20 protein-coding genes are annotated in these 23,663 nt (G+C 57.0%); 3 read left to right on the top strand and 17 right to left on the bottom strand.

Translation table 11 applies throughout. From position 1 onward, the window contains the following. Positions 1–517 precede the first annotated feature (517 nt). Entirely contained in the window at positions 518–1,369 is an 852-nt protein-coding gene (pssA, locus tag GQR90_RS16300; RefSeq protein WP_158775009.1) for a CDP-diacylglycerol--serine O-phosphatidyltransferase, read from the bottom strand. Between the two features lie 212 nt (positions 1,370–1,581). Continuing rightward, complete coding sequence (gene ilvC / locus GQR90_RS16305) at positions 1,582–2,598, bottom strand: ketol-acid reductoisomerase (protein ID WP_158775010.1); 1,017 nt, start codon at positions 2,596–2,598, stop codon at positions 1,582–1,584. Positions 2,599–2,958: 360 nt separating this feature from the next. On the opposite strand from ilvC, the gene ilvY reads away from it, so the two are divergent. Further along, positions 2,959–3,879, top strand: coding sequence for an HTH-type transcriptional activator IlvY (ilvY, locus tag GQR90_RS16310; RefSeq protein WP_158775011.1), 921 nt, complete (start codon positions 2,959–2,961; stop codon positions 3,877–3,879). Positions 3,880–4,013: 134 nt separating this feature from the next. On the opposite strand, the gene ilvN is transcribed toward ilvY, so the two are convergent. The 5 genes from ilvN to rluD all read right to left on the bottom strand — a co-directional run bounded on the left by ilvN (position 4,014) and on the right by rluD (position 11,600). Next, complete coding sequence (gene ilvN, locus GQR90_RS16315) at positions 4,014–4,505, bottom strand: acetolactate synthase small subunit (RefSeq protein ID WP_158775012.1); 492 nt, start codon at positions 4,503–4,505, stop codon at positions 4,014–4,016. Continuing rightward, entirely contained in the window at positions 4,505–6,229 is a 1,725-nt protein-coding gene (locus tag GQR90_RS16320; protein ID WP_158775013.1) for an acetolactate synthase 3 large subunit, read from the bottom strand. Before GQR90_RS16320 ends, ilvN begins: the two co-directional genes overlap by 1 nt. A gap of 650 nt (positions 6,230–6,879) precedes the next feature. Further along, complete coding sequence (clpB, locus tag GQR90_RS16325; RefSeq protein ID WP_158775014.1) at positions 6,880–9,510, bottom strand: ATP-dependent chaperone ClpB; 2,631 nt, start codon at positions 9,508–9,510, stop codon at positions 6,880–6,882. Positions 9,511–9,798: 288 nt separating this feature from the next. Further along, positions 9,799–10,578, bottom strand: a complete 780-nt coding sequence (gene pgeF / locus GQR90_RS16330) for a peptidoglycan editing factor PgeF (RefSeq protein ID WP_158775015.1) — start codon at positions 10,576–10,578, stop codon at positions 9,799–9,801. Positions 10,579–10,646: 68 nt separating this feature from the next. Continuing rightward, positions 10,647–11,600, bottom strand: a complete 954-nt coding sequence (rluD, locus tag GQR90_RS16335; protein ID WP_088744178.1) for a 23S rRNA pseudouridine(1911/1915/1917) synthase RluD — start codon at positions 11,598–11,600, stop codon at positions 10,647–10,649. Positions 11,601–11,706: 106 nt separating this feature from the next. On the opposite strand from rluD, the gene GQR90_RS16340 reads away from it, so the two are divergent. Next, positions 11,707–12,498 carry an outer membrane protein assembly factor BamD gene (locus tag GQR90_RS16340; RefSeq protein ID WP_158775016.1) on the top strand — a complete coding sequence of 264 codons (792 nt, stop codon included), beginning with the start codon at positions 11,707–11,709 and terminating at the stop codon, positions 12,496–12,498. A 133-nt stretch (positions 12,499–12,631) separates the two neighbouring features. Here GQR90_RS16340 and GQR90_RS16345 read toward each other — a convergent pair whose 3' ends face one another. Next, on the bottom strand, positions 12,632–14,266 hold the full coding sequence (locus GQR90_RS16345; protein ID WP_158775017.1) for an NAD+ synthase: 1,635 nt from the start codon (positions 14,264–14,266) through the stop codon (positions 12,632–12,634). Between the two features lie 180 nt (positions 14,267–14,446). Here GQR90_RS16345 and GQR90_RS16350 point away from each other — a divergent pair, with 180 nt between their 5' ends. Continuing rightward, positions 14,447–14,713: a PP0621 family protein gene (locus GQR90_RS16350; RefSeq protein WP_158775018.1), complete on the top strand. Its 267-nt coding sequence runs from the start codon at positions 14,447–14,449 to the stop codon at positions 14,711–14,713. A 59-nt stretch (positions 14,714–14,772) separates the two neighbouring features. Here GQR90_RS16350 and thiO read toward each other — a convergent pair whose 3' ends face one another. The 9 genes from thiO to GQR90_RS16395 form a co-directional block, all read right to left on the bottom strand. Beyond that, positions 14,773–15,918, bottom strand: a complete 1,146-nt coding sequence (gene thiO, locus GQR90_RS16355; protein WP_158775019.1) for a glycine oxidase ThiO — start codon at positions 15,916–15,918, stop codon at positions 14,773–14,775. Between the two features lie 175 nt (positions 15,919–16,093). Next, positions 16,094–16,537, bottom strand: a complete 444-nt coding sequence (locus GQR90_RS17695) for a type IV pilin protein (RefSeq protein WP_158775020.1) — start codon at positions 16,535–16,537, stop codon at positions 16,094–16,096. Between the two features lie 92 nt (positions 16,538–16,629). Then, entirely contained in the window at positions 16,630–19,413 is a 2,784-nt protein-coding gene (locus GQR90_RS16365) for a pilus assembly protein (protein ID WP_158775021.1), read from the bottom strand. 628 nt (positions 19,414–20,041) lie between these two features. Further along, a complete protein-coding gene (locus tag GQR90_RS16370; RefSeq protein WP_158775022.1) occupies positions 20,042–20,578 on the bottom strand; it encodes a pilus assembly PilX family protein in 537 nt (178 codons plus the stop codon). Then, positions 20,575–21,525, bottom strand: coding sequence for a PilW family protein (locus tag GQR90_RS16375; RefSeq protein WP_158775023.1), 951 nt, complete (start codon positions 21,523–21,525; stop codon positions 20,575–20,577). Before GQR90_RS16375 ends, GQR90_RS16370 begins: the two co-directional genes overlap by 4 nt. After that, positions 21,525–22,046 (bottom strand): hypothetical protein, encoded by a 522-nt coding sequence (locus tag GQR90_RS16380; protein WP_158775024.1) that lies wholly within the window; start codon positions 22,044–22,046, stop codon positions 21,525–21,527. Before GQR90_RS16380 ends, GQR90_RS16375 begins: the two co-directional genes overlap by 1 nt. Then, on the bottom strand, positions 22,021–22,578 hold the full coding sequence (locus GQR90_RS16385; protein ID WP_158775626.1) for a GspH/FimT family pseudopilin: 558 nt from the start codon (positions 22,576–22,578) through the stop codon (positions 22,021–22,023). The genes GQR90_RS16380 and GQR90_RS16385 overlap by 26 nt, the downstream gene beginning before the upstream one ends. Before the next feature lie 258 nt (positions 22,579–22,836). After that, positions 22,837–23,307 (bottom strand): type IV pilin protein, encoded by a 471-nt coding sequence (locus GQR90_RS16390; protein WP_158775025.1) that lies wholly within the window; start codon positions 23,305–23,307, stop codon positions 22,837–22,839. Then, entirely contained in the window at positions 23,307–23,660 is a 354-nt protein-coding gene (locus GQR90_RS16395; RefSeq protein WP_158775026.1) for a hypothetical protein, read from the bottom strand. Before GQR90_RS16395 ends, GQR90_RS16390 begins: the two co-directional genes overlap by 1 nt. Between the last annotated feature and the right edge of the window lie 3 nt (positions 23,661–23,663).

Here is a 23,663-nt window from a genome sequence, read left to right on the forward strand (position 1 = left end):
TGCCTCTAAGCATCATCAAGTAGTGAGGGGCGATGCCCGTTCACGTGTTCCGTAAGGTGTGCGGCGTATTCTAGCGAATCTGCCGGGATTGTCAAGTGGAGTGTTTCGGAGAGATTTGAAAAACATCAATCGAAACAATCACCTGCACACCTCTTTCACCGCTGGTAACGCCCTGCGTCACCGGCAGCGGATGCGTACTTTACGCACCGAACTGGTTCAGCGCAAGGGCTTTTTGAAAGGAATGTCATCACAATGTCAGAAAGCGCTGATACTGGCTTTCAGCACACTCTTGACGGTAGATGAGACAAGAGTACCAGCTGCCAGCATCACCCAAGGATTTGAACGATATAGCTCAGCACCCTCATGCTCCTTCACCCCACTTCTTCTCTTCCCCTGCCCCTTCCCTACCTCTACATCATCCCCCTGAAGGCCTGACCGCGGTCTGGAAACGAAGCGACCCCGCCAATGAATGACGGGGTCGTTTGCCGGGACTGTATAACGACATCCACTAACAGTCTTACGCCTTGCTGCTGCGCAACTTACGTCCTAGCGCCATGACTGGACCACTGGCCACATAAAGCGCGAAGAGTCCGAGCAGCATCACGGAAGGCTCCAGCGAGATGACCACGAAGGCCAGCACAATGGCGAGCAGTGCCACGAAGGGTACCGGCCCCTTGAGGTCGATTTCTTTGAAACTGTAGTAGCGAATGTTCGAGACCATCAGGATACCAGCGGCCGCCACCACAAAGACCATCAGCGACTTGAAGGCGAAGGTCTCGGCATCGAAGTTATGCATCGTCCAGACACACCCTGCGACCAATGCTGCTGCTGCTGGGCTCGGCAGACCGATGAACCATTTCTTGTCAGTAGACCCTATCTGCACATTGAAGCGTGCCAAACGTAAAGCAGCACCTGCGACATAGACAAAGGCAGCAATCCAGCCAATCTTGCCCACGTCTTGCAATATCCAGCTGAAGGTAACCAATGCTGGCGCCACGCCGAAGGACAGCATGTCTGCCAGGCTATCGTATTCCGCGCCAAAGGCGCTCTGGGTATTGGTCAATCGCGCAACGCGACCATCCAGACCATCAAGTACCATCGAGACAAAGATGGCGATGGAGGCGTTGGCAAACTCTCCATTCAGCGCACAGACCACCGCAAAGAAACCGGAGAACAGCGCCGAGGTAGTAAACAGGTTGGGCAACAGATAGATGCCACGCCGACGGACAGGCTTGCCATCCTCGACCGTCTCTTCAACCACTTCGCTGTCGTCCGTGAATTCTTCCACCACTTTATCCAACACCGAGCTGCGGCGCGGGGGTGTTTGAGGGGCGTCTTCAGCGCCGGAATTTCGCTTGTCGTCTGTCATGGGATTCCTTGCGTCTTGCCTCGTCGTGGCAGGGTAACCACATTCTACACCTGCCGGTGACCGCGGATAGTGCTGACACCCTAGCGTCCTCATCACTAACTGTCATCTCTGGACGCTACCTCAGTGCATCTTGAGCAAGCCTAACGCAAGCAGGGCGCCCTCCTTATGGAGAGCGCCCTGCTGATACCAACACGACTATCGAACGAATCCGATCAGTTGCGTGACTTGTCAACCAGCTGGTTGGCAGTGATCCACGGCATCATGCCGCGCAGCTTTTCACCGGTCTGTTCGATCGGGTGCTCTGCGTTCTGACGACGACGTGCTGTCATCGACGGATAGTTGGTATTGCCTTCTTGGATGAACATCTTGGCATATTCACCGTTCTGGATGCGCTTGAGTGCATTGCGCATGGCCACACGGGACTGCTCATTGATGATTTCCGTACCGGTCACGTACTCCCCATATTCCGCATTGTTGGAGATGGAGTAGTTCATGTTGGCGATGCCGCCTTCATACATCAGGTCGACGATCAGCTTGAGCTCATGGAGACACTCGAAGTAAGCCATTTCCGGTGCATAGCCAGCTTCCGTCAGAGTCTCGAAGCCCATCTTGACTAGCTCGACTGCACCACCACACAGAACTGCCTGCTCACCGAACAGGTCCGTTTCGGTTTCGTCCTTGAAAGTCGTCTCGATGATACCGGTACGTCCACCACCGACACCGGCTGCATAAGACAGTGCAATGTCCTTGGCTTGACCAGACGCATCCTGGTGAATAGCGATCAGATCAGGAATACCGCCACCCTTGACGAACTCGGAACGCACGGTGTGACCCGGAGCCTTCGGTGCGATCATGATGACATCGAGATCGGCACGCGGGATCACCTGGTTGTAGTGGATGTTGAAGCCATGAGCGAAGGCCAGCGTGGCGCCCTGCTTGAGATTCGGTTCCACCTGATTTTCGTAAATGGCTTTCTGGTTTTCATCAGGCGCCAGAATCATGACAATATCTGCAGTCTTGACGGCTTCTTCAACTTCGGAGACTTTCAAGCCAGCAGCTTCAGCCTTGGACCAGCTGGAGGAGCTACGACGCAGAGCAACAGTGACGTCGACACCGGATTCCTTCAGGTTGTTCGCATGGGCGTGGCCCTGTGAACCGTAACCGAGGATGACCACCTTTTTACCCTGAATGAGGGAGAGGTCGCAGTCCTTGTCGTAATAAAGTTTCATCGTCATTGCTCCTGGCGGCACATCCATGCAAATGGATGGCATGAGATCATGAAATAGCGTGTCTGTTGTTCTTGCCGCCTCTTCCCTACCGGGAGAGACGTTCAGCAGTGTCCAGCGCCGACGGCCAACTATTCTGGGCCGCTCTGCGTCCTGGAAGGTCGTGCACCCTGGAGATCAAAACCTTTTCTACGCTTTTGATCAAGGTCTGCCGTCCTTCTCTTGCGCGGCGATAACACCACCTTACCCGCCGCCCTTCATTGCGTAAAATGCTATATTTGCACCACTACATCCCGATTACTGCAATGATAAGCATGCAGCAAAATAGCTCATCCCAGCATTCACAGATAGCGGACCTCCGGCATGGATAATCGTCAACTCAAGCAATTCCTGACACTCGCCGAGACGCTGCACTTCGGGCGGGCCAGCACTGCCTGTCACCTGAGCGCCTCCGCACTGTCGCGCGCGATTCGCGCCATGGAGGAAGACCTAGGCGTTACGCTGTTCGAGCGTGACAACCGCAGCGTCGCCCTGACACCCGCTGGCGAACGCTTTCGCCGTCATGCTCGCGAACTGCTGAATCAGTGGGATGACATACGTCAGTCACTACTGGAGGACAGTAACGAGCTACGCGGAGAGCTATCTCTCTATTGCTCGGTGACCGCCAGCTATAGTTTCTTGTACGACATTCTCGCCGCCTTTCGCGCTCGTCATCCACATGTGGAATTGAAACTGCACACAGGTGACCCGGCAGTGGCGCTGGAGCGTGTATTGATGGGCCATGAGGATCTCGCGATTGCCGCTCGCCCCGATGTACTGCCAGCCCGCCTTGCCTTCACTGACTTTGCCGAGTCACCGCTACGCTTTATCGCACCGCGCCGTGATGGCCCCGGCCAACAGCTTGAAGGCATCGATGAGACAGGTGCAGACGAGACGAGCATCGATTGGGCACGCGTGCCGATGATTCTGTCGGAGACGGGACTCGCGCGCGAACGTTTCGACGCCTGGTGCCATGCGCGAGGCATCAAGCCACGTCTGTATGCTCAGGTCGCAGGTAACGAGGCCATCGTCAGTATGGTCGGGCTGGGCTTTGGGATTGGCGTGGTACCGCAGATCGTCCTCGATAACTCACCCTTGGCGGATCAAGTACGGATTCTCGACGTCGACCCGCCACTGACGCCTTACAAGGTAGGCTTGTGCGTACAGGAGAAAAGGCTACGCCATCCGTTGGTGCGCGCGCTGTGGGAGCAGCTGCCCACCTCCCCACAGCGCCCTATCAAGTAAGTCATCTCGCAAGTCACTTTGATAGACAGCCCTCAAATAGAGAATGCTACAACGAAAAACGGCGCCCTGAAGGGCGCCGTTCTAGTGTGTGGTCCATCACACACGCGACAACATCATCACTGAAGAGACTGTCCTTAAAGGCTCAGCACCTTCTCACCACGTGCAATGCCAGAAACACCCGTACGCGCGACTTCCAGTACGCCAACCGGCTGCATGGCTGCCAGGAAGGCATCCAGCTTGCCGGTGTCACCAGTGATCTGAATGGTATAGAGGCTTGGCGTGATGTCGACGATCTGAGCACGGAAGATATCCGCCGTGCGCTTGATCTCGTCACGCTGGGCACCCAGCGCCTTGACCTTGACTAGCATCAGCTCGCGCTCAATGTGGCTGCCCTCGGTCAGATCCACCAGCTTGACCACATCGATCAGCTTGTTGAGGTGTTTGGTGATCTGCTCGATGACCTTATCTTCACCCACCGTAGTCACCGTCAGACGTGACAGCGTCGCGTCCTCTGTCGGCGCCACATTGAGGGTTTCGATATTGAAGTTACGCTGTGAAAACAGCCCGACGACCCGCGACAGCGCGCCCGGTTCGTTTTCCAGCAGAATGGAGATGATATGTCGCATCAGGTCCGCTCCGTCTTCGTAAGCAGCATGTCACGCATGGAGCCGAGGGGCACCTGCATCGGATAGACGTGTTCGCGCGGGTCGACATAGATATCGAGGAACACCAGCTCGTCCTTGTTACGGAAGGCCTCTTCCAGCGCCGGCTCCAGCTCTTCCACTGTGTGCACCTTGATGGCACGGAAGCCATAGGCGCCCGCCAGCTGAACAAAGTCCGGCAACGACTGCATATAGGAATGCGAGTGGCGGGACTTGTAATTCAAGTCCTGCCACTGACGCACCATACCCAGCGACTGGTTGTTGAGATTGATGATCTTGACCCCGACTCCATACTGCTTACAGGTCGAGAACTCCTGCATCATCATCTGGAAGCTACCCTCTCCAGTGAACAGCACCACGTCGTCATCCGGATAGGACATCTTGATGCCCATGGCCGCCGGGAAGCCGAAGCCCATGGTGCCGAGTCCGCCAGAGGTGATCCACCGATTGGGGCGCTCGAACTTGTAGTACTGAGCGGCAAACATCTGGTGCTGGCCGACGTCAGTGGCCACAAAGGCCTCTCCGCGCGTAATACGATGTACCGCCTCGACTACCTGCTGCGGCTTGAGCGGCTCGCCTGGAGCAGAAGGCTCATAGAGCTTGCCGACACGCTCGGCACGCCAGCCGTCGATCTGGGTCCACCAGGCTTCCAGCGCCTCGGGGTTAGCCAGTTCACGCCCTTGCACGAGACTGATCATTTCGTTGATCACGGCATCCGCCGGACCGACGATCGGCACATCAGCGCGCACAGTCTTGGAGACCGAGCTTGGGTCGATGTCGACGTGAATGATCTTGGCGGTCGGGCAGAACTTCGAGGTGTTGTTGGTCACGCGGTCATCAAAACGTGCGCCGATACAGATGATCAGATCCGTATGGTGCATGGCATTGTTCGACTCGTAGGAGCCGTGCATGCCAGGCCAACCCAGACACTGACGATCACCCTGCGGATAGGCACCGATGCCCATCAACGAGGTGGTGATCGGGAAGCCGAGACGACGGACCAGATCAGTCAACGCCTCACAGGCACGCCCGGAGACAACGCCACCGCCCGTGAAGAACAGCGGGCGACGCGCCTTGAGCATCAGCTCAACCGCTTTCTTGATCTGACCACTATGACCACGAGTCACCGGACTATAGGAGCGCATGCGTACCTTTTTCGGGTAGCTGTACTCATAGCGCTCGGTCGGCGCCGTCATGTCCTTAGGTATATCGATCACGACCGGGCCAGGGCGGCCACTGGCAGCCAGATAGAAGGCCTTCTTAATGACGCCCGGAATTTCGCTCGGATGTCTGATCGAGAAGCTGTGCTTCACGATGGGGCGAGTCACACCGACGATATCAGTTTCCTGGAAGGCATCCTCACCGATCAGATGGCTGGCGACCTGTCCGCACAGCACCACCATCGGAATCGAATCCATATAGGCCGTTGCGATACCGGTCACGGCATTGGTCGCACCGGGACCAGAGGTCACCAGTACCACGCCAGGCTTGCCGGAGGCACGTGCGTAGCCATCAGCCGCATGGGTAGCAGCCTGCTCATGACGGACCAGGATGTGCTGAACCTTGTCCTGACGGAACAGGGCGTCATAGATATGCAGCGCCGCTCCCCCGGGATAGCCGTAAATATATTCCACGCCCTCATCGTGTAGGGCACGGGCGATCATGTCAGCGCCAGAAAGCAATTCCACTTGATTATTCTCCCCTGGAGGTCTCGAGTGCGTCCGGCGGCAATACGCAAGCCGGATCGAGTGCGACCTGAATGTCGCTGCCGTGTTGTCACGGCACCTGATGCCAAACCCTGGCGTCTGAGGCCCGGTTAGGGCCTGCACTCTTGTCACATCGGTTGGATGCGGTCGGGGCTGATGGCCGATCGGTACGGTTGGCGTACCCGGATCGGCATATCCTTCGACAGGCGGGCAGAGACTCAGCGTCTGCCCTCAACGCGGTACTTCGAGGGTCGCTCGAAAGGCCGCGCCCGCAATCAGGAATGGTCAAGAGTCCAACAGCCACAGGGGACTGTCAACTGCACCTTACGCCAGTTTGCGTCGCTTGCGCCAAAAGCCGCGCCAAAGATGCAGAATGTCGCCACATACATGCGCAAAGCATCTTGATTTGCCATTAATTCGCAATTTTCTGCGGCGCCTATTTCATCCTGATACATACCTGATTATCGGTTTGCGCTCGAAGTACGGAAACGACAACGCCCCGCGGCCTGCTGGACATTGCTGCCAGCCCGTCACGAGGCGTCGATTACTGCACTCTTTCACTGCACTCTTTCAGCGTCCCAACGCGAGAGACCTACGTCAGCCCCCTGCATGAGAGATATCTCACGCAGATCCTAGCGCGTGAAAGTCAACTCACCTTCTGATACATCGACGTGGATCACATCACCCGGCACAAAATCACCGGCCAGCAGTGAATGTGCCAACGGGTTCTCGATACGACTCTGGATCGCGCGCTTGAGCGGACGCGCCCCATAGACGGGGTCAAAACCTGCCTTGGCCAGCAGCGTCATCGCGGCATCGGTGATCTCAAAGCCAAGTTCACGTTCGGCCAATCGGGCTTTCAGTCGCTCAAGCTGAATACCTGCAATCGAGGCGATCTGGGCCTGTCCGAGCGCATGGAACACCACCACCTCGTCGATACGGTTGATCAGCTCGGGACGGAAATGGTTACCGACCACCTCCATTACCGCGGCTTTCATGTCGTCATACTGGAAGGCGGCTTTATCAGCAGCTTCGCTTTCTGTTTCGCCTTGCACAGCGCCATTGAGGCCACTCATGCGCTGGATCATCTCTGACCCCAGATTCGAGGTCATCACGATCACGGTGTTACGGAAGTCGACGGTACGGCCCTGACCGTCCGTCAGGCGGCCATCTTCCAGCACCTGCAGCAGGATGTTGAACACGTCTGGATGCGCCTTCTCGACCTCGTCGAGCAGCAACACCGAGTAAGGCTTGCGACGCACGGCTTCAGTCAGATAACCACCTTCTTCATAGCCGACATAGCCGGGAGGTGCACCGATCAAGCGTGCCACGGAATGCTTTTCCATGAACTCTGACATATCGATGCGCACCATGGCCTCTTCGGTATCGAACAGGAAGTTGGCCAGCGACTTGCAGAGCTCCGTCTTGCCGACCCCGGTCGGGCCGAGGAACAGGAAGGAGCCATTGGGACGATTCGGATCCGATAGCCCAGCACGTGAACGACGTACTGCATTGGCCACCGCGATCACCGCTTCATCCTGGCCGATCACCTTCTCGTGCAGCGCCTCTTCCATGCGCAGCAGCTTGTCGCGCTCGCCCTCGAGCATCTTGGAAACAGGGATGCCTGTCCAACGTGACACGACCTCGGCGATCTCTTCTTCGGTGACATTGGAGCGCAGCAGTACATGATTCGAGGTGTCCGCCTCATTCTCACCGGCCTCCTTGATCTGCTTCTCGAGGCCAGGAATAACGCCATATTGCAACTCGGACATGCGGCTGAGATCACCTGCCCGCCGTGCCTGCTCGAGGTCAATACGCGCTTGCTCAAGCTCAGCCTTGAACTGGGCCGCACCCTGAATGCTGGCTTTCTCGGCCTTCCAGACCTCGTCAAGATCCGCGTATTCCCGTTCGAGCTCTTCAATCTGACCTTCCAGCGTTTCAAGACGCTTGCGGGTCGCTTCGTCAGTTTCTTTCTTGAGCGCCTCGCGCTCCATCTTGAACTGAATCAAACGACGATCGAGGCGGTCCATCTCTTCCGGCTTGGAGTCCAGCTCCATTCGAATGCGTGACGCTGCCTCATCGATAAGATCAATCGCTTTATCGGGTAGCTGACGATCGGTGATGTAGCGCGAGGACAGCCTCGCTGCAGCGATGATGGCGCTATCGGTGATATCGACACCGTGATGCACTTCATAGCGCTCTTTCAAGCCGCGCAGAATGGCAACGGTGTCTTCTTCACTGGGCTGATCGACCTGCACCTTCTGGAAGCGGCGCTCCAGCGCGGCGTCTTTCTCGATGTACTGGCGATACTCATTCAACGTGGTGGCGCCGACACAGTGCAACTCACCGCGCGCCAGGGCGGGCTTGAGCATGTTGCCGGCATCCATCGCGCCTTCCGCCTTGCCCGCGCCGACCATGGTATGCAGCTCATCGATGAACAGGATGACCTGGCCTTCCTCCTGCGACAGCTCCTTGAGCACCGACTTGAGGCGCTCCTCAAACTCACCGCGGAATTTGGCACCCGCCAAGAGCGAGCCCATATCCAGTGACAGCACACGCTTGTTCTTGAGGCCTTCCGGCACTTCACCATTGACGATACGACTGGCCAGCCCTTCGACGATGGCCGTCTTGCCGACACCTGGCTCGCCGATCAGTACCGGATTATTCTTGGTACGACGTTGTAGTACCTGAATCGTGCGTCGAATTTCCTCGTCACGCCCGATGACGGGGTCGAGCTTGCCTTCCCGCGCACGCTCGGTCAGATCCATGGTGTACTTGTTGAGCGCTTCGCGATTGTTTTCCGCGTCTGCATCTCCCACGGCCTCACCACCACGCAAGGCATCAATCGCTGCTGCCAGTGCTGGCTTCTTGACACCCGAAGAGGTGAACAGCTTGCCAAGATCCCCGCCCAACTCCAGCGCTGCCAGCAACGCGAGCTCAGAGGCAATGAACTGGTCACCGCGTTTCTGGGCTTCGCGGTCTGCCAGATTGAGCAGTTTGCCGAGCGCTTGAGAAGGCGCGACATTACCGTCGAATTGCGAGACGGTAGGCAGGTCATCCAGCTGACGCCGCAGACCGCTCATCAAGCTGGTGGCATCACCGCCCGACTTGTTGACTAGCGCCTTGAGACCTCCGTCACGGTCCTCCAGCAATGCCAGCAACAGATGCTGAGGATGAATCTCGTTATGGCCACGACCCACCGCAAGGGACTGGGCATCGGACAGTGCGTTTTGCAGCTTGCTGGTCAACTTGTCCATACGCATGGTGCTTCTCCTGAGAGTCATTGCGGTACTCCTTTTCTCAGGAGCTTCGCCTGTAACAATTCGTATCTGACCCTCAAGATGGGGGCTGACTTGCGGCTTTCAAGGGAGCATGGCTACGCGGTGTGCGGCACCGCAGCATATATGCCACATTCCCTGACCTGGATCAGATATTCAGCGTTTCTCTTGAACAGTCCTGGCGAGCCTTTCTGCCAAAAGTTACTCAAAAAAAACGCCCCGCCCGCCTGAAAAAATTCAGGCGGGCGGGGCGTTTTTTTTGAGCGATGCTGTTCAGCGCAGCCAGATCACCGTGGCCAAACGTCCCGTCACACCATCATCACGACGATGGGAATAGAAACGCGGTTCCGAGGCAGTACAGAAATGTCCGCCACTGATATGGCCAACGCCGGCGCGCTCGAGCCGCAAGCGTGCCAGCTTGTAGAGGTCACACATGTAGTGACCTAACCGGTAGGGGCTGGATTCAAAGGCATCTTCTGCCTCAGCCTGATCGGCCACGAAAGCTTCGCGGACCTCAGGGCCCACCTCGAACTGTGCATTGGAAATCGCCGGCCCCAGCCAGGCCATCAGCTCGCCGGGGTCTTCCCCGAGACGCGCGACCGTGGCCTCAAGCACACCCTCTACCAATCCACGCCAGCCAGCATGTGCCACGCCGACGCGCGTACCCTGACGATCGCAGAACAACACCGGCAAGCAATCTGCCGTCATCACGACACAGGCTTGGCCCGTGCCGGTACTGACACAGGCATCTGCACGCGGTGATGCGACAGTAGCCGCAGCCTCACCGCCATGACAGACCTCAAAGGCATCCACGACCTGAGTGCCATGCACCTGATCCAGCCAGGCCAACGGGCGATCATCATCGACTTCTGCTGCCAGTAACTCTCGTACCCGCGCCACCATCGTCGGGTCATCACCGACATGCAGTGCAGAATTGAAACCGGCAAACGGCCCCTGACTGGGGCCACTTTCGCGCGTGGTGACAAAGGCCTGCACCGGGCTGGGTGCGGGCCAATCCGGTAGAATCAGGGTCGGGCGCTGGCTGTCGTGCATGTCATCTCCTTGGCGCCAGCGCAGGCCGATCGCCATTCTTGCTCGACCGACACGGTGCCAGCAGTCACTCAGCGGGCGATGTCTTCCTTGAGATAATCGATCAATACCAGCATGTCGCCCGGCATCTCGGCACGGAATTCCACTTCCTTGCCGGTGATCGGGTGAATGAAGGCAAGACGACGTGCATGCAGCGCCTGACGCGGGAACTGACGCAGCAGCTCCTTCAGTGGATCACTGGCACCCGGCGGCAACTTGAAACGGCCACCGTAGACCGGATCACCGACCAGCGGATAACGCTGATGTGCCATATGGACGCGAATCTGATGCGTACGCCCCGTCTCCAGCTTGCAGCGGACATGGGTATGACCACGGAAACGCTCAACCACGCGATAGTGCGTGATCGCCAGCTTGCCACTGTGCGTGACCGCCTGACGCTTGCGATCCTTGGGATGGCGACCGATCGGGGCATCCACGGTACCGCCAGCCGTCATCACACCGGTCACGACTGCATCGTATTCACGCGACACGGTACGTGCCTGCAACTGCTCGGCCAGCTCAGTCTGTGCCGTCAGCGACTTGGCGACCACCATCAACCCACTGGTGTCCTTGTCGAGACGATGCACGATACCGGCTCGCGGCAGCATGGAATTGCCCGGGCAGTGGTGCAAGATGGCGTTCAGCAAGGTGCCATCATGATTACCAGCTCCGGGATGCACGACCATGCCGTGATCCTTGTTGATGACCAATACATCATCATCTTCGAAGACGATCTCGAACTCGATATCCTCAGGACCGTGACTGACTTCTTCCTCAAGCTCGGCGTTCAGGGACAGGCGTTCACCGCCATATACCTTCTCGCGAGGCTTTACGGCAGCGCCGTCGAGGGTCAACACACCGGTCTTTATCCAGTGTTTGAGGCGCTCACGGGAGTAGTCGGAGAAGATCTCGGCACAGGCTTGATCGAAGCGCATGCCAATCATCGTTTCCGGAATCCGCTCTTCGCGGTTAATGGTGTCTGCCATATTGCTCTCTGAGGCCGTTTCGCAGGAAAGGGCCTTTGCTTTATAGTAAGTGCGGATCGGCGGATTCTAGCATGCCCGCCATGGATTGCCCGAGATGAGGAAACCGATGCGCGCCCTTCCCTTGACTGCCCTCGCCCTGGCCAGCACTTTGCTGGCTGGCTGCGCGACCTCCGAGCCGGCACCGGATCTCCAGGAACAGGAGCTGTATCGTCAGGCTCAGGTTTCCCTGGATACCAGTCGCTTCAATTCAGCCGTTCAGCAACTCGAAGCCCTGGATACCCGCTTCCCGTTCGGCAGCTATGCCGAACAGTCGCAGCTGGAACTGATCTACGCCTATTATCAGGTCGACAACTGGGAAGCGGCACGCGCCGCGGCCAGCCGCTTCATTCGCCTGCACCCCGATCACCCGCAAGCCGACTACGCCTATTACATGCGTGGACTGGCAGCTTACAGCGCAGGCCGGTTCAGTTTGGAATCCCTCGAGATGATCGATATTTCCAAACGTGATCTCGGCGCCACGCGTGATGCCTATGTCGACTTCGGTGAACTGGTGCGTCGCTTCCCCAACAGTACCTACGCGGCAGATTCACGTCAGCGCATCATCTATCTGCGCAACGTGCTGGCGCGAGGCGAGCTTCAGACTGCTGATTTCTACCTGCGCAAGCAGGCCTATCTGGCAGCCGTCAAACGTGGCGAGTGGGTGTTAGAGCACTACCCTAACACTCCTGCTACCCGCGATGCGCTGGCCGTGATGGTAGAAGGCTATCTGGGCCTCGGTCTCCGTGACCGTGCCAGCGAGACTCTGAAGGTACTGATTCAGAATGATCCGGACAACAAGCGTCTGGATGGCCGTACTTTTGAACCGCGTTACGTGAAGGCTGATGACCTGACAGTTTAACCACTTTCAGACGTGAGCCATCATCATCGAAAAGCCCGTGATCACCGATCACGGGCTTTTTTTCATGCGACGACGTCGATTTGAGCAGCTTGCGCAAAGAATCCCAGATCTGTCATATCACCTGCCGGATACCTTATTCGCCAGCGGCCCAGCCATTGACGATCGGGTAGCGACGGTCTCGTCCGAAGCCGCGTGGCGTGACACGCACACCCACCGGCGCCTGCCGACGCTTGTATTCACAACGATCGACCAGACGCACCACACGGTAGACGTCTTCCTCTTCAAAGCCTGAGCGAATGATCGCCTCGGCGCTCATGTCACCTTCGATATAATGGGTGAGAATCGCATCCAGGGTGTCGTAATCCGGCAGTGAATCACTATCGAGCTGATCTTCAGCAAGCTCTGCCGATGGCGGACGCGTGATGACACGCTCCGGGATTGCCGGACTCATGGTGTTGCGCCAATGCGCAAGGCGGAACACCCACGTCTTGTAGACATCCTTGAGCGCATTGTAGCCACCGACCATGTCACCGTAGAGCGTGGCGTAACCGACGGCCATTTCGCTCTTGTTGCCGGTGGTCAGCACCATCAGGCCCTTCTTGTTCGAGATGGCCATCAGCAGTACACCGCGACAACGGGACTGAAGATTTTCCTCTGTGGTATCACGCTCACTACCGGCAAAGCTCTCGGCCAGGGTCTCGGTGAATGCCTCGACCATCGGCGCAATAGGCATTATCTCGTAGTTCACACCCAGCAGTTTGGCCTGCTCTGCGGCGTCTTCCTTCGAGATGTCCGCCGTGTAGTGGTACGGCATCATCACCGCATGCACACGATCTGCTCCCAGGGCATCGACAGCAATCGCCAGCGACAGGCCGGAGTCAATTCCACCGGAAAGGCCCAGCACCACGCCCTTGAAGCCACTCTTGTTGACGTAGTCGCGCAGACCGGTGACCAGCGCACAGTAGAGCGATTCTTCGGGCGACAGCAGCTCGGCGATTTCTCCGGACTGAGGCACCCAATGACCATTTTTCTGCTGGAGGAACTGCACTGGCATCAGGCCGACATCCCACCACGGCGCCTGCACGCAGGTATTTCCCTCGGCATCGATCGCTGCGGAGCCACCGTCAAACACCAGCTCATCCTGACCGCCAATCTGATTGACATAGACCAGCGGGCAGCTCACTTCCGCGGCACGCTGGGCAAACAGGCGATTGCGCTCGGCCGGCTTCTCGAGATGATAGGGGGAGGCATTGAGGCTGACCAGGATGTCGGCACCCGCATCACATGCCTGACGGATCGGCGCACCGTCCCAGAGGTCTTCACAGATCACAATCCCCAGACGAGCGCCACGACACTCCACCACGCACGGCTCGGTGCCTGGCGTGAAGTAGCGCTGTTCATCGAAGACCTGATAGTTGGGCAATGCCTGCTTGGCATATTCAGCAATCCACTCGCCATCCTTGAGGACACCGGCCAGATTGTAGCGCTTGCCGTCACGCATGCCGGGATAACCGACGATGACCATCACTCCCCGCGCGACCTTCTTCGCCATGCGCGCACGCGCCTCTTCAAGGCGTGCTTCCATGGACTCGCGCAACAACAGATCTTCCGGCGGATAGCCGGTCAGACATAGCTCAGGGAGCACTACGACGTCGGCCTTATGCTCAAGACTCGCTTCGCGAACTGCCTCAATGGCGCGTTCGGTATTGCCGGGAATATCACCGACCAGCGGGTCGAGCTGGGCCATCACCAGAGTCAGATCTTGCATGCAATAAGGATCTCTCGATTGGCGGTTCGATAAGGGGCCAGTACACTGTGGCCAGACATCTGGCTCAGACGACTGAGCCGTGCACCGGTCCATCTGAATTCATGATGACCGCCATTGTCCCGCAAGGTCACGCCGCTGGCAAAAGCCAGTCGCGTGTCCTCATCAGGGAGTTATATAGGAATGAGCCTGTTGATCATCCGTCTGCTGGTTTTCGTCGTTCTATTCTGGGCCGGTCTGCGTCTTTACCGCATGTATCGCCAATGGAAGCTAAGCCAAAACGACTATCACGATGACGTTCCGGCCGAGCGAAAGGCGCAAAACATGGTGCGCTGCGCCTATTGCGATCTACATCTGCCGGAAAATGACGCCATCCGTCATGAAGCACTGCATTTCTGCTGTCACGAACATCAGACGCACTTCCTCGAGGAAGGCCCGCGCAAGAAGTAACCCAGCGCACGGGAATCAGAGCATTCCGATGCGCTAGAAAGCGTTTCCGAACAACCGCATCACGCCCAGTGCGTCGTCGCTGCTTCTGACGGCGCCTCTTCCCCGGAGACCTCTGCCAGCAAGGTCGCGGGCTGGTAGGGCATGGGGTCGATGATCGGCGTGCGCCCGAGCAGCTGATCCGCCAGCAGGCGGGTCGATGCCGGTGCCAGCACGAGTCCATTGCGATAATGACCAGCATTGACGTGCAGATGCCGGCGCTGGGGCACTGCACCAATGAACGGCGTGCCCGTGGGTGAGCCGGGGCGCAAGCCTGCCCAGTGGTGCTCAACCTCACACTCTGCCAGCGCAGGGATGATCTCGCAGGCACTCTTGACCAGCGAGTCGCGCGCCTCTGCGGTGGTGGTCTTGTCGAAGCCGACCTCCTCAAGCGTAGAACCCGCCACGATGCGTCCATCAGCACGTGGGATCACGTAGCGCCCATTCTTGAGCACCACGCGCTCGACCAGTCCCTTGGGTGCCTTGAACAGCACCATCTGGCCGCGCACCGGGCGCACCGGCAGCGCCAGGCCTGCCTCGCTCAGAATCTCACGACTCCAGGCACCGCCACAGACCACGACCTGACCGGCAGACAGCACCGAATTGGCGGTCTGCACTCCGATGGCAGTATCGTCCTGCATCAAGATGCCCTTCACCGCGACATTCTCCAACAGGCGCACACGTGAATGCGCTTCAAGCGCCGCCCGCAGAGCCTTGCCAAGGCGTGGATTGCGAATGCTGCCCAACGTCGGCATCCACAATGCGGACTCGCAGCCCGGCGCGACGGCAGGTGCCTTGTCGTAGAGGACGTCAGCACCGACGCGCGTGAGCGGCTTGGCATATTGCTCAGACCAGGCAAGCGCCTGCTCGGCGTCTTCGACATTCAGGTACAGGAGCCCCTGCTGACGGAATTCAGGATCAATGCCGGTAGATTCGATCAGCCGATCAGCGAGTGTGGGGTAAAAGCCTTCAGACCATGCCGAGAGCCGCGAGATCGGCGCACTGTAGCGCCAAGGATATAGCGGAGACACGATGCCACCGCCCGCCCATGAGGCTTCGCGTCCACATTGACCGCGCTCGACCAGCGTGACCTCTGCCCCGCCATCCGCCAGCTCAAGCGCGGTCAGCATGCCAATCACGCCTCCACCCACCACCAGAAAGTCATTCACGCCAAAGTGCTCCCGCCGCTAGCCTTGAAGAGAAGTCGTCTACGATACGCCGCCCGCGACGAGGCGCAAGAACCGGCATGACATATTCGTGACAGCCCATGAATGGCAGTCGTCAATCACCGCGCTACAAATGACAGACCTCTGGTTATCGCATCGTCACCATCAACAATCATCACTACCAGCAATCATCACCGGTACCGGTGGTATCTCTCACCCCCGTACTGCTCAAGGTCAGTGCATCGCACTCGGTATCGATGTCCTGTGGCGAGACCGCATCTGCCGTCAAGGTGAAACGAGTCGTCGTGGAGTCCGAGAGACTCAAGCGGTAATAACCTTCAGGAGAATCCGTGGAGCGGCCGAGCCCTTCGGCATCACAGTCACTGTCTCCAGCGATGCTGGTGGCATATTCGCCGCAGCGAGCCATGTAACGCTCCTGCGCCTGAGCCAGAGACATCAATGCCGCCTGACCATCCGCGCGACGCGAGCGAATCACCTGGTTCTGATAGCTCGGATAGGCAATCGCGGCCAGTATCCCGACGATGACCACGACGATCATCAGTTCGGTCAGCGTAAAACCGGCGGCATGCTTGCGGCGCGAAGAGAAGGTTGCAGCTATCATCAGTCTTCCTTGAAAGCCTTGCTTGAAAGAAAAGACGCCGCCGCACCCTCATGAGGTGCAGCGGCGACGTCAGTGGTATTTCTGCGTCACGATCAGCGCAGCTGATACCACGATACGCGACCACTATCAGTGGAGCTGGAGACATTCAGCGTATAGGACGAGACATCACCCTCCACACTGCCAAGCGAGCTGGTACCGACATAGACGGTACTGCCGACACTGACACTGGCCGTCGGTGTCCCGCTGAGCTTGATACTGACCACGACATTGCCCACAGCGGCGGTGTCGTCAACGATGGTGCCCACCAGATCATCACTGCTGAAGGCGTCATCCTGATTGAAATCAAAGATGGTCACGTAACTCCCTTCGTCATCGTCATAGGTCGGCAGGCCTGTCTCGGCATCCAATGCGAGCAACCAGCCTCCCCCGGTGCTCTCACAGAAGTTGGTCCCGCTGCTGGTAGTGCTGGTGGAGAACAACACCAGATTGGAGAGCAGCGAGGCAGGTTCCACGACCTCTTCTTCCTCGCTGTCATCCAGATCCACATACCAGCCAAAACGATCGCTGTCCTGGTCATCCAGCTGGTTGGGATAATAGCTGAAGCTATCGCCACCCAATGTACGCCCCGTCAGCTCTCCATTGGTATAGGTACCACTGACGAAGGTGCGCTCCTCCAGATGGGTACGATTGAGACTGGTGTGACTGCCCCCCGCATCCAACACGGTATAGACGCTCTGGGTCACCCAGGCGGCATCGTCGTCATCCGCGTACATGTCCTGCCCAGTGCCGAAGGCGATCAGCAGGTTGGGAGATGACATGGTCTGCGACTCACCGGAATAACGACTCAACGTCGGCTTGACCGTGATGGGCTGCAATGCGGCCGTCGGACATTCGCCTCCGGAAAGACTCGTGGCACACGCTGTAAACAGGCGCGTGACGTTCCACTGGCTGCTGTCATCATCGCTGAGATCAAACTTCCACAGTCGCCCGAGAAGATCACCGCCATAAGCAAAGTCGACGGTGCCATTGCTGTCCAGATCTGCCACCTGCAGGTTGGTCAACCCACCAGTCACACCACTCGGTGCCAGTTTGGCAATCACGCTACCGGCATTGACACCATCGAGATCCAGAATGAACAGGGTCGGCGCCGCACTCTCGTCGGCAGTCTCGACACCATTGCCTACCAGCACCGCATTGTCGCCATTGTTGAGCGTCACGACATGTGCCGTTCCGTAGACATGGCCCATGTCATCATCGTCACTGGTTCCGAATTCCCAACGCACGATATCGTCTTCATTGAAATCTTCGCCGGCGACGGCCTTGGTGACGTTCAAGGCAAATACGCCTCGCCCACCACCACCGAAGCCCGAGATCAACCACTCTTCATCATCCAGTGACGTCAGGCGCAGTTCACCATCGACATAGTAGCGATGCTGGTAAGCAGGATCCGCCAGATAGCCCAGCCCTTCATCATCGTCTTCGCTATAAAGCAGTTCTGGAATATAAGCGAACTGCTCTTCACCGGAACTGAGATCAAAGGCATGCAGCATGCCATCGTTGGCTCCGACGAAAACGCTGCCCTCGGTGGTGGAGCCATCACGTGTCACCACCACAGGAGATGAGCCGATGATGTCACCCAACTGAACGCCACTGCGGCTGCGCAGGCCATCGCCCTCATATTCATCATCGCCACGCAGCCATTCAATCGCGGCGTCCACGTAATCATCCGTGGAGTTACCACCGATTTCCATACGTGCCAGATCGGCCTGCTGGGTGCTGGTCAAATGGTCGGCATTGTCCGTGGTCAGCTCCAACGCACTCCCACTGGCCATGGTGTAGACAGTGCGCCCATCCAGGCCGCCATCTTCTTTCAATGCGGCACTCAGCTGAGTGGCGGCGCTCCAGACTTCATCATCATCATCGACATCATTGCCTTCCTCGACCGATGAGGCGACGACATCCCCCGTCCAGGTAGAGGCGGAATAGCGGCTTTCCAACAACAGAGTATCCGTCTCGACACTCGCCGTGGTCAGATTGGTGGAGAGACCACTGACGCTGTTGCCGACTGCGACGATTTCCGCCGCGATGGAGGCCAGAGCACTGACGAGGTCCGTCGGGCTTGAGGCATTGAAATAGGAACCGCCACCATCGATGGCCGCCTGCTCCAGATCATCGATAGTGCTGGAACTACTTTCAGTCACTTCCTTGTCGTCATCCCACTCATCACTGGTGGACTCGACACCGAAGGCCACCGTATAAGTCGTCATGACCTGCTTTTCGTAAGTACCGCTGCCCAGGTCAGTCAACAGATCATTGTTGGCGTAGTAGTACGCAACATCAGCCAGAGTGGTGACCCCGCCCTTCTTGCCAGAAGAATAATTCCAAATTCGTCCGTCACCATTGGCATCAACAATATCTTCGACATCACCAGCAGTACTAGAGCTTTCCTCATTCCAGAAACCATCGGTAATCAGGACCGTGAAGTTCTGTTGACACATGCCGCCTTCATCTTCCGACAGAATGGGGGTAGACCCCAACGGTGAATAGTTGTCACTGTAATATTCCCCGGCACGATATAGTGCCTCACGCAGTGGAGTGCCACGGTAGCTATTATAACCACTAACGGTACTTGGAATTATTTCCGAACCAACAATGGCATCTCTGATATCTTCAAGATGGTCGTTCCCGCTATCACTATTGGCAACAAGCTCAACCACAACTTTCAGTGCATTTGTTACATACTGGATAATGGAATCGAATATATCATCGACTTCAACTTTGTTGGCTGTACTGGCATCAGGATTTATCGTGATGAACCCCGTACGATATTCAATACCGGAAAGCAGCTCCAATCCAGCAGCCTTACCAACACTCAAACGGCTCCTGTAGTAAGTAAACCAATTGGCATAGTTGACTTTTTGGGCAGATGTTAACTTAGAAACTGTCATCTCTGTATCACACCTACCTCCGGTGTAATATCGATAATTCAAGCTGGAATCTGTAAGGTCAACTCTATTGTACCTGTTATCGCCAGAACTGAAATCTATCCATGCCTCAGTAGGATCCATATTATCATATCGCTCATCACCATCGCCTTTTTTCCAAGGTAGGTAAGTTTGCTCCGGATCGTAAGCCTGCGTATTCTGAGTGGCACAAAAGAACTTGTTATCCAAGTTTGTGCGGGGTTTGAAAACAACAGAACACCATGAGAACTGGCAATAGTTACTCTTATAATCCCATGTGTAGATGAGATTATAACTTTGTTCAGTTTCCCCACCTTCAAATGTATCTTCAAACGACATCGAGCCCGAGTCATCCAGCACCAGCAGAACATTGGGCGTAACCCCGACACTTTGCGTCGTAGGTAACTGGAGCAGGCTATCGCTATCTGCCATGGCAGGCACGGCAAGCACCAGCCATCCACCAGACAATAACGGGAGAAAGCGCACAGAGCGCCACTTGAATACGCGGTGCAGATACTTCGATGTCATCGATAGACTCTCTTTACTCGGCCATCATGATTTCGCTCTGCACCACTGCCAGTGCACGTTTTTCTCCGGCGCTATCCAGACCCCAGCCTGCAGCGGTAATCCGATAAGCCTTCAACAATTCACTACTGCTCAGGTTGTCAGCATTGAGGACGCCTTCCGTCGTTTCCCCGAGATATTCGATGACATAGTTGCCATTCACTGCATCATCACCGCTCAAGACGCCCTGCCCTTCCCATGCATCAAGCTGCGTCGGATCGAACTCCAGCGCATCTCCCGACGTGATATCAAAGAGCCCATCACCGCTGATGAAGTCTGACAGTGTCAGCTCTCCTTCGAGCAGGCGATCTTCGGCCTGCTGTTGCTGACTTTCGGCCTCGGCATAGGCGGTATCGTAATGTTGGGTGTTGATCAGCATGCGAGTCTGCAACTGGGTGTCTTCATTGCCGGTCACCGCCATCACACCCACCACGATCAACATGATGAGCACGACCAGCAACGCCATGCCCTGCTGGCGAGGCGGATGAGGTAAAGACTTCTGGGCGATACTCATAATCCGATATTCCTCGGGCTCAGGGTGATATCGAAAGTTCGCTGCAACTCACCATTGTCTTCACCTGCAACATTGACCGTGGGTGGCGTCTTGAGCGCAAGGCTGAGATGTATTCGTCTGACGTTGCCCCAGTCATCATCCGCTTCGATCTCTGCGACGCTTCGTTCCACCTCGAAAGTAGCGCTGCTGCCGCTACCGCTAGCAGTGTCAAAGGTGATATCCAGGCCCTCGACATAACGTGCCACTTCCTCGCCACACCCAGCCTCAGGATCACCGTCAACATCTTCCAGATTCAAGCACAGACGTACGGGCGAATCGTCATCCTCCTGATCCAGTAATAGATACCAGCGCTGAATCGGATAGACATAGGCCTGTGTCTGCTGCGAGCCGCCATAGCCATGCTCGACGGCGCTCGCAAGACTCAGTGAATTGCTGCTATCGCCGGTCAAGCGCACGATATCGCCACTTTCACAATCACTGATCAACACGAAGCTATCCGTGTCGAGAGTGCCGGAGGTGTAATCGCTCACCGCGATCGTGGTATCTCCTTGTGCCACTGCAGTGGACACCTGCCAGCCACGCTGACTGCCCAGCAACGGTACCTGCATGGCGAGACGATCGTAGGTGATACCCGCGACAGTTTCAGTGTCGGCTGCGAGGGGAGTCTCAGACAGTGCATGACTACCAGTGCCATCACTGACACTGCTGGAATCCGTACAGCCGGAGAAACCGGTATTGCGAATCAAGGGCTGAAGTCGACGTGTCGTGTGGCGTGCTGATTCCTGAAGATACGAGACAGCCGACGTCGTATTCAGCGTCGAGCGAGAGGCCAGAAAGTATTCGAGCGCCATGGCCGAGATGAACAATCCCAGCACCATCGCCAGCATCAACTCGACAAGACCGACACCCTGCTGGTGCCTGAGAGACAGGGGAGTTCGCATCGTCATCAGGGCATTACTCTTATCTGCAACGTCTCGTTGAGTGTCTGCGCAGCGTCGTCCATGTTGTCGGCATCCTGTCCCAGCAGTGCGGCACTGCTCCAGCTCAGCGTCAAAGTCAAAAGATCACTGCCGCTGCTGGCAATACTGCCGACTGCCGAGTTCAATCCAGTGTCATCCAATGCCTCTGCCCACACGGCGATATCGCGTGTCGCCAGCTGGGCAACGCTACAGGGGCAGCCGCCCGGGGTGCCTGCCGCGGCAGTGGATAGTCCATCATAATCATCCACGCCGTCAGGATTGGCCTGGATGCGCTCAGCCATGCTGATCAGTTGAATACGCGCCTGAGTGCGTGAATAGCTCTCTCCATTGGCCTGCAAGGTTTCCATCTGCATGAGACCGAAACCCAGCAAGGTCAGCCCCATCAGCAACAGGGCGATCAAGGCCTCCAGCAGGCTGGTACCTCGCTGGCTTTTATATGAACTGCGCGGAGCCTGTCCGACATCAGCAACTCTTGTTATCGGTTCCATAGGTCTCCGTCACGACACGTCCGATGGATGTCAGCTCCAGTTGGCGGTGGTCTTCCCCCCCGGATTGATCGCAGATCAGCAGCCAGGTGGCATTCTCTGTAGCCCCCTGGCTGTCAAAGGTGATACCAGCGACATCCGCCTCTACCGTGATGGCCGCATCGTACACGCGCAAAAGCTCAAGATCTGCATCATTGAGCGAGGACTGCGCATCGGAAAGCGCGCCTTCCACCACAGCCCAGCCATTGCTCCAGCTGGTCGAGTTCGTACAAGCATCTCCCGCACCATTCAATGGACAGAGGGTGATGTCATGACTGGTGGCAACCGCTTCACTACGGGAATAATTGATGGCTGCCGCGAGCGTCTCTGCCGTCCCGGCAACCGCATTGCGTGCAACGATTCCCTGCCAGGCGGGTACGGCTATCGTTATCGTGATGACGAGTACCGCCAACGTGATCATCAACTCGATCAGCGTGAAACCTCGTTCACTGCCGCCACACTCTCGCTCGTGTCGACACATGCGAAAGTACCGCATTTGCATACCCCTGATTGCCGTGCAGGCCAGTGATGAACCACGATGAGGGAAGGTTTGGCTACCGGTTATCCTCGGGAGCCACACATGGATGCATTATGTTACACAAGATTACCAAAAGGGCTGCTCCTGCCACGCATTCATGCTTTCTCCACATTTTCATATTGCCATATCATATTTGTCGAATGAACTGGCATGAAAAAGCCCCGGTCACGAATGACCAGGGCTCGGGGATTACACACATGAAGGTTGTAGCCAGATCTACCAGCAATCGTTATCTACGAGCGTATTCGGGTCTATTCGTACACCTCCAGATTTGATCCCTAATTCTGTCAGCTCAAAGGTTTGGCAGTCCTCATCATTGACCTGTGCACCCTGCGCAGTCGCCGTCAGTTTGTAGCTGTCCGCGTCTCCTGCGACGACCAGGGAATAGAAGCCCCCTTCACTGACCGCATCCGCACCCAGACCGATACCACCACCTACATCACCACAATCAGTTTCTTTCGTCATACTCGCCGTCGCGTACTCACCGCAGGTTGCCATGATGCGCTCCTGCACCTGCGCCAATGCCAGCAACGCCGTGGTGGCATCCGTACGCCGAGAACGCTCTACCTGGGATTGATAACTCGGGTAGGCGATGGCAGCAATGATGCCGATGATCGCCACGGTGATCATGAGCTCCAGCAGACCAAAGCCATCTTGACGTCGTGAAACATGTCGCTTGGAATGCATCAGCCACCTCGTCTCAGCAGGATGATATCGATGACCCTTCTCGGCTCGTAACGCGGATCAAAGTGGATCTCGACCTCCTGTCCTTCATCCAGATGGAAGGACTTGAGCTCTCGTCCGTTGCGCGTCAGCACACGTGACGATGGCACCATTTCAAAGCCCGCATCGCCGACCATCAACATGTTGTCCTCGAGTGATTCTATCGTCCCCGTGGTCTCAGCCTCGAAGTCTTCCTTGATCGCCAGCCCTGCGGACGATGCCAGCGACGACACCCCCAGCAGCAACACCCCGACCAATGCCGTCATGACGTGAGGCGCGCGAACGGTTCGCCATATTCGATCGTTAACATTGCTCATCTC

It is taken from the genome of Cobetia sp. L2A1 (assembly GCF_009796845.1).
Lineage (GTDB): Bacteria > Pseudomonadota > Gammaproteobacteria > Pseudomonadales > Halomonadaceae > Cobetia.